The sequence below is a fragment of the Ureibacillus chungkukjangi genome, assembly GCF_003217295.1.
GTDB classification, from domain to species: domain Bacteria; phylum Bacillota; class Bacilli; order Bacillales_A; family Planococcaceae; genus Ureibacillus; species Ureibacillus chungkukjangi.
Window position 1 is genome coordinate 1 of the sequence record NZ_QJTJ01000056.1, and the last position, 6,570, is coordinate 6,570.

The 6,570-nt window shown below is 32.6% G+C and carries 8 protein-coding genes; 2 read left to right on the top strand and 6 right to left on the bottom strand.

The genetic code is table 11. The features are described from left to right. Positions 1–601: 601 nt before the first annotated feature. Entirely contained in the window at positions 602–1,816 is a 1,215-nt protein-coding gene (locus BJ095_RS18510) for a helix-turn-helix domain-containing protein (protein WP_107937885.1), read from the bottom strand. Between the two features lie 133 nt (positions 1,817–1,949). Between BJ095_RS18510 and BJ095_RS18515 the strand changes: the two genes are divergently transcribed. Then, entirely contained in the window at positions 1,950–3,248 is a 1,299-nt protein-coding gene (locus BJ095_RS18515; protein ID WP_107937884.1) for a S8 family peptidase, read from the top strand. 286 nt (positions 3,249–3,534) lie between these two features. Here the strand turns inward: BJ095_RS18515 and BJ095_RS18520 are convergent, their stop codons facing one another. The 4 genes from BJ095_RS18520 to BJ095_RS19325 form a co-directional block, all read right to left on the bottom strand. After that, entirely contained in the window at positions 3,535–3,963 is a 429-nt protein-coding gene (locus tag BJ095_RS18520) for a PhoU family transcriptional regulator (RefSeq protein WP_107937883.1), read from the bottom strand. Between the two features lie 157 nt (positions 3,964–4,120). Then, a complete protein-coding gene (locus BJ095_RS18525) occupies positions 4,121–4,312 on the bottom strand; it encodes a hypothetical protein (protein WP_107935121.1) in 192 nt (63 codons plus the stop codon). Between the two features lie 321 nt (positions 4,313–4,633). After that, positions 4,634–4,894: an RNA polymerase sigma factor gene (locus BJ095_RS19320; RefSeq protein WP_235867715.1), complete on the bottom strand. Its 261-nt coding sequence runs from the start codon at positions 4,892–4,894 to the stop codon at positions 4,634–4,636. Positions 4,895–4,945: 51 nt separating this feature from the next. Next, positions 4,946–5,236 carry a sigma factor gene (locus tag BJ095_RS19325; protein WP_235867714.1) on the bottom strand — a complete coding sequence of 97 codons (291 nt, stop codon included), beginning with the start codon at positions 5,234–5,236 and terminating at the stop codon, positions 4,946–4,948. Positions 5,237–5,303: 67 nt separating this feature from the next. Here BJ095_RS19325 and BJ095_RS18535 point away from each other — a divergent pair, with 67 nt between their 5' ends. Further along, positions 5,304–5,732 carry a VOC family protein gene (locus BJ095_RS18535; RefSeq protein WP_107937920.1) on the top strand — a complete coding sequence of 143 codons (429 nt, stop codon included), beginning with the start codon at positions 5,304–5,306 and terminating at the stop codon, positions 5,730–5,732. Positions 5,733–6,054: 322 nt separating this feature from the next. Here BJ095_RS18535 and BJ095_RS18540 read toward each other — a convergent pair whose 3' ends face one another. After that, entirely contained in the window at positions 6,055–6,435 is a 381-nt protein-coding gene (locus tag BJ095_RS18540) for a GNAT family N-acetyltransferase (protein WP_107937921.1), read from the bottom strand. Between the last annotated feature and the right edge of the window lie 135 nt (positions 6,436–6,570).

The following is a 6,570-nucleotide window of genomic DNA, read 5'->3' on the forward strand; positions in this document are numbered from 1 at the left end:
AAGGATGAAAAATGTAGTGGGGGTTGGTTTACATGCCCACAAAATATAGTTGAAAACATCTGTATTGAATTTACACAATAACTAGGACTTGACTCGATAGGCGGAATCTCTCCTTCTATTTAGGCTACTTTTTATCCTATTTCCTAATTAAGTGAAATTTTTCAGGCTATTATTCAGATTGGGCGTTCAACCTGAACGTTCAACCGATAAGAACGAACCCTTTTGATTCCAGATACGGGTATTAGCATCTTAACTAGTTCAAGTACTAAATGCTAACCATAAAAAACCATTCAGCAACCTAAATAATAGCTGCTAAATGGCTTATATTGATTTGTTGAATCGAAGTTTAATCAACTTAATATTAAATAAACTTAAGATTTGATATCAGGAATGCCTCATATACGGCTATTTAGTAGAAGGTGTGTTATATGTGGCGCTTACAAGGCTTACTATTCTATACCGAAATTATTTAACTGAAATATTACTTTATATTTTTATAAAACCGGTGGATGAATTGGAATATACAGCGTTAATAATGCAACACTCACTAGTAAGATTGACAATCTAGCATTTTTTTTCATATTTATATTCTCCTTTAGATTCAGATAAATTGCATAGCTTTCTCAAACATTTTTTCTTGTCGATAATACTCTCCTAATAAATAAGAAAATTGTTGGTGCATTTCTTTTAATTCTTCATTATTTGCTGTATATGGAATTAACCTCCCTTCTAAAAAATCCATTGCTTTCTTTTTTTCTTCTCCCACCAAATATAAATAAAAAGTAGCGAATAAATTAAAACTTAACTTTTTCTTAAGTTTTGCTTCTGCCTTTAGAACACTAAAGGTATTAATACTCTTCTCCACTTGCTCTACGCGAAACTGTGTAATACCTAAGTTATATAAGCAAAGCAGATAATGATCTGAGTCCTTCGACATTAACGAGGCGCTTTTTTCAAAGTGAATCAATGCATTTTCATATTCCCCTTTCATTTGGTACAAATCCCCCAAATTGTGATATACGGCAGGTAAAAGCTGATGTTGCTGTAATAGTTCCACATTTCTCAATAGATGTTCATAGATTTCGATTGCTTCATGAAACACTTTTCCTCGAGAGTAATTGAGTGCCAGAGAAATTAATGTATAAACAATTCTTTTAAAATTAAACTGATCTTTATAGAATTGAAGAGCTTTTTTCCCATATATAATTGCCTGGCTTGGTTCTTCTAAACGTCCTTTTATTAAAGCGAAATGGTAGTAAAACTCTCCTTCTAGTGACCCTAGTTCTGGATGTATTTGAAGTATTTTATTAAGTTCTGTAGCTGCCTCCTCGTATTTACCCTTTGTTATTAAAACTAATGCGTAATAATATGAATGTAAATACCTTTCATGTTGGGAAAAATTCTTTCGGTGGGCATTTAGCCATCTTAATTGATTTTCTGCTAATTTATGCTCGTTAACAAACACATAGTAACGTAATTTATAAAGTTCATATAAATAAATAGATTCCGTAAAACAAATTATTTCTTCGTATTCTTTTAATTTATCTAGTGTCTCTTTTACTCTCTCATTCTCTAGGTAATTTATCTGTTTTTGTAAATCATTTAATAACCGCATAATATTTTGCTCACTATTTTCTACATCTTGAATATTAATATTTAATCTTTCGAGCAATAAACGTATTGTCTCACTATTTGCTTCTTTATTATTATTCTCAATTTTACTTAAATGAGGAATTGAGCAAATCCCCATTGCCACCGAATTCTGTGTCATTCCTAGCTTTGTTCGATAGTACTTAATTAATGAACCCATTTTCATTCTACTAACCTCCTTCCTAGAATTACCTTTTTTATATCTATTATACTTAAAATTTCCCAATAATCAAAAAATTAATAGTATGTTAGATTTAAATTGTAATACGATAACTTAATTTGAAAAGGGGTTAGGACAGATGAAAAAAATGAAAAGTACGTTACTTGGTCTATTGCTTGCCGGATCGATAATAAATCCGGCGTACGCGACAACTATGAATAACAGCGAAGATTACTCAGAAAATAACATTAATCAGGAAAAGTTCCGCGTCTACGTTGAGGCAAACAACAAATCAGCAAAATCAGTATTAAAAAGTCAATATTCTATTCGTTGGGAATTAACAGAGAATGGATTTTCAACTGATATGAATGAGAAACAATTCGAAGCATTACAGAAGAATAAAAATGTTACAGTTACAAAAGTTCCTGTTGTTACCTTAGATACGATAGACTTAGAAAAAGATAATATGATAGAAAGTAAAAAATCGGATTTTGCAATTACTGCGAGGGCCTCTCAACAAATCCCTTGGGGAATTAAAGCAATTTACAACAATAGCACTTTAACATCTACATCTGGAGGAAGTGGCATTAATATCGCAGTGCTCGATACGGGTGCAAACACTACTCATACTGACCTTGTCAATAACGTAGAACAATGTAAAGACTTTACAACTGCTACAACACCTACTAACAATAGCTGTACAGACAAAAACGGTCACGGTACACACGTTGCCGGTACAGCATTAGCTGATGGGGGAAGCGATAAAAGTGGCGTTTACGGTGTCGCTCCAGCTGCAGATCTTTGGGCTTACAAAGTGTTAAACGATAAAGGATCCGGCTACTCAGACGATATTGCTGCTGCTATCCGACACGCAGCAGATCAATCAACATCTACTGGTACCAAAACAATCATCAGTATGTCCCTAGGTTCTTCAGGCAATGACAGCCTAATATCAAGTGCTGTTAATTATGCTTACAGCAAAGGAGTTTTAGTAGTTGCAGCAGCTGGTAATTCCGGCTACTCGGAAGGTACAATTGGTTATCCAGGAGCATTAACAAATGCAATCGCCGTTGCAGCTTTAGAAAATGTACAACAAAATGGGACGTACCGTGTAGCTAATTACTCTTCACGTGGTTATGGCTCTACAGATGGAGATTATGTAATCCAGCAAGGAGATATTGAAATCTCAGCTCCTGGCTCATCAGTTTATTCTACATGGTATAATGGCGGTTATAATACAATTAGCGGCACATCAATGGCTACTCCTCATGTCTCTGGTTTAGCAGCAAAAATTTGGGCTGAAAATCCGTCATGGTCTCACACGCAGCTACGTTCCAACTTACAAACGAGAGCAAAAACAGTAGATATTAAAGGTGGTTATGGTGCTACTACAGGCGATGACTACGCTTCAGGATTTGGATTTGCCCGCGTTCAATAGTCATTAAAAGTAAGCATACTATCATTAGTATTACAGACCATGGACTTGGCATGTCTTCTTTTTAAAATTCCATGAAAACAATAGATTAAAGGCAGAAATCCCACTTGATTTCTGCCTTTATTTTTTAGAATCATCAATTACTTATGAAATGGCTCGCCTTCATTAATACTATACCAACAAATATTTACCCAACAATCTGGCCCTAAAATACAAAAAGAACCCAAATTCATCTTCTGAAAGGTACTGCGCCAGATTGTTGAAGAACGTTATTCAATTTAAATCACCTTTAATTACTTACAGGAATATCTAAAGGTTCATTATAAGGATTTATTTGATATTGCCATACTTTTCCGTCTTCCCCTAAATAAAAGTAAGAGTACATAAGTGCCTTTTCTTCCCTAAAATTTATGTATAATTGATATTCAAGATCGCCGGATAGAATCTCATCAAAAGCTACAACTTCAATTGTTCTATCGTACTTGAAATCGCTATATTGAGCGGAATCGTACAGCCAATTATCCATCCCTTCACCAAAAACAGAGAGCACCTCTGTTCCAAACCTCTCTCTTACTTCGTTAAAAGTTAAACCAATTTCTGCATTTTCTTCTATAAACGCTTTTGTAATATAAACATCGCTTGTTGAGTTGTCTTCCTGCTCATTTGAACAAGCAATAAGAATAAATAGAAGACTTAAGTAAACTAATATTCTTTTCATATATTACTCCCCATCTCCCTCTTCTTCTTTACATTTTTTTACTATCCATTATACATGAAACATGATTTCCTTATTCAAGGAAAGCGCCCGATTGTTGAAGATCAAAATTTATAAAATATAATGTTGTTTAACTTTAGAGAACTAACTTATATAGCCCTTATTTACATCTTTCACACACTACACTATCAGCAGTTCTTGCAATTGCATTATCTAAGCGTGATACTAACATATCTTTTTCAGAAGGCATTGTTAAGGTAGCAGTGAAACGTTGACCTTCTTCGATTTTTTTACTACAACTAGTACAAATTAATTCCTTTGATCGAATTGCATCTTTTAACCTATCCAACATTTTTATCCACTCCTATTCAATTATTTATACAAAGTTAATAACTCGATATCTATGAACTTTAACAAAATTATCCATTTATAGCAACCTAATTAACCGCACAATATGGCCCTATAACGCAAATACGCGATTTTCTTATTGAAGAATTGCGCCCGATTGTTGAATATCATTATTTAAGATATGGTTCAGTTCATTTGTGGTAAAACATATAGTATTGTAACATGTTGTGTTTGTATGAATATAATTCCTATTACTATGATATAATTTCTAAAATATTTCCATCCGGATCTACAACATGGAATACGGTATGCACAGAACTTCTTCTTACCTGAAAATTTTTCGTTTACAGTAGTCGATAAAAATAAAATATTTGCATTGGCTTAGATTTCTGTATTGCTTTTGAGAGAGTGCTATAATAATTTCATGATTAGGGGTAAGATATTCCAAATCTATATTACTATTTTTAAATTTTAGTTTCTTTCTAGAGCGATGAAGTGCAGTTTTAATAGATTCATTACTCACTCTTAACATTGACGCTATTTCTTTTGAAGTGTACCCAAATACATCTTTCAAGGTAATCAGCATAGCCTGTTTCAATGGTAAAGTTGTAAGTAAAATTTCAATTAAACTAGTTTTCTATTGAATCATTACTTCTCCATAAAAGTCCTCGTTAAAATGAATTACTTCTTTACTTTTTCTTTTTTCGTCAATAAAAAGATTTTTAGCCACAGTACATAGGAAAGAGAAGTTGAACTTTCTATTCGGATCTGTCTTTTTTAATCTATAAACCTTTATCATTGTTTCTTGAACTAGATCTTCGGCTGTCCAAGGTGACCCTGACAACTTTTGGCAATATTTATAAAGCTTCTTAATCTCAATCTCTAGATTTTCAAAAACCATATTTTTCATCTTTTTATTAAAATTCATATGTAAGTGTAACTTTTACACTATTATATTCGTTATAAGGAAGAATTTCATTTGCAGGAGGAAGATTATGTTTAAAGTAGGTAGTATTTTTATTCCGGTTACAGACATTGAAAAATCTACAGATTGGTATGTAAAGTTTCTTGGTGTAAAGATAATCGATAGTTGGGGAGATGGTGCCGGCTTTTATTTACCAACTGGAACAGCCCAATTAGCCTTGGTAAAAGTTGAATCCCCTCAACCTACTGAGTTTATTATCAAGGGGGACCAGAAGAATTCCTATTTTAATTTTGTCGTTGATGATATTGGAAATGCCCATCAACAATTTAAACAAAATGGCATAGTTACTACCGAAATAGATGATTTTGGTGGAATGAAATTTTTTGATTTCTTTGACTTGGACGGTAACCCATTTAGTGTGGTTAATGAAGTTAATAATTCCCCTTACCACTCAGATAATATTAGAAAAATGCAAGAAAGAGATAAAAAGAATAAATAAGATTATAAAAAAGAATTACCATTTAAATAAAATTGGTAATTCTTTTTTGTTTTTCTTTCCAACAGATAAATTTTATATTCATGTACACTTCTTTAAAGTGATTTTTTTAGAACTTTATCAAGCACAACCTCAACTTACTGTTGTACCACTACTTGTGGTACGATTCACTCACCTAATCCATAAGCCTTTTATCAAAAAATTCTTTGTAGTCTTATTCAATTAAATAGCCCTATAACTGCATTTAATATTCAGGTACTCAGCAAATTCATATAATTTTGTTTCAATAAATTTGATAACTCACCGGTTACATTATAACGAGCATTTAGGTTAATGTTTTGACAAAGCCTGTTGATTTTCCTTGAAACCCTCGTTTTAGATAAAATTGATGAGCATCTTTTCTTTCACTTCGATTTCCACTGTTTAACACTATTCCATTAGCTCCATGTTCCTTAGCCCATTCTTCTGCTTTTTCAATAAGTTTTTCACCAATTCCTTGTTTTCTAGAATTCGAATCAACTACTAAGGCAACAACTCGTACATAGTTATCATTTTTTTCATAAAGAAAACCTAATATCATACCAATCATACCAACAATAACACCACTTTCTTCAGCCACTAGCGTGTTATACATAGAATTAGAATTTATCTTTGAAAAGCGATGTTCCATTTCTTCAGTAGTTGTTGGATACCCTAATTCTCCCATTAAAACTGCTAATTGACTAACATCTGCTTTAGAAGCCTTTTGTAAACGCTAAAATAAAATGGACAGATATCGCTAAATAAGATTGAACACTTTCGCCAAAAATAACCCTTATCCTTTATACTAAATTGGTAGTAG

Bases quoted from the DNA above. Each gene is read 5' to 3' on its own strand.
- BJ095_RS18510 (WP_107937885.1), bottom strand. From the start codon at position 1,816: ATGAAAATGGGTTCATTAATTAAGTACTATCGAACAAAGCTAGGAATG.
- BJ095_RS18515 (WP_107937884.1), top strand. From the start codon at position 1,950: ATGAAAAAAATGAAAAGTACGTTACTTGGTCTATTGCTTGCCGGATCG.
- BJ095_RS18520 (WP_107937883.1), bottom strand. From the start codon at position 3,963: ATGAAAAGAATATTAGTTTACTTAAGTCTTCTATTTATTCTTATTGCT.
- BJ095_RS18525 (WP_107935121.1), bottom strand. From the start codon at position 4,312: ATGTTGGATAGGTTAAAAGATGCAATTCGATCAAAGGAATTAATTTGT.
- BJ095_RS19320 (WP_235867715.1), bottom strand. From the start codon at position 4,894: ATGCTGATTACCTTGAAAGATGTATTTGGGTACACTTCAAAAGAAATA.
- BJ095_RS19325 (WP_235867714.1), bottom strand. From the start codon at position 5,236: ATGAATTTTAATAAAAAGATGAAAAATATGGTTTTTGAAAATCTAGAG.
- BJ095_RS18535 (WP_107937920.1), top strand. From the start codon at position 5,304: ATGTTTAAAGTAGGTAGTATTTTTATTCCGGTTACAGACATTGAAAAA.
- BJ095_RS18540 (WP_107937921.1), bottom strand. From the start codon at position 6,435: ATGGGAGAATTAGGGTATCCAACAACTACTGAAGAAATGGAACATCGC.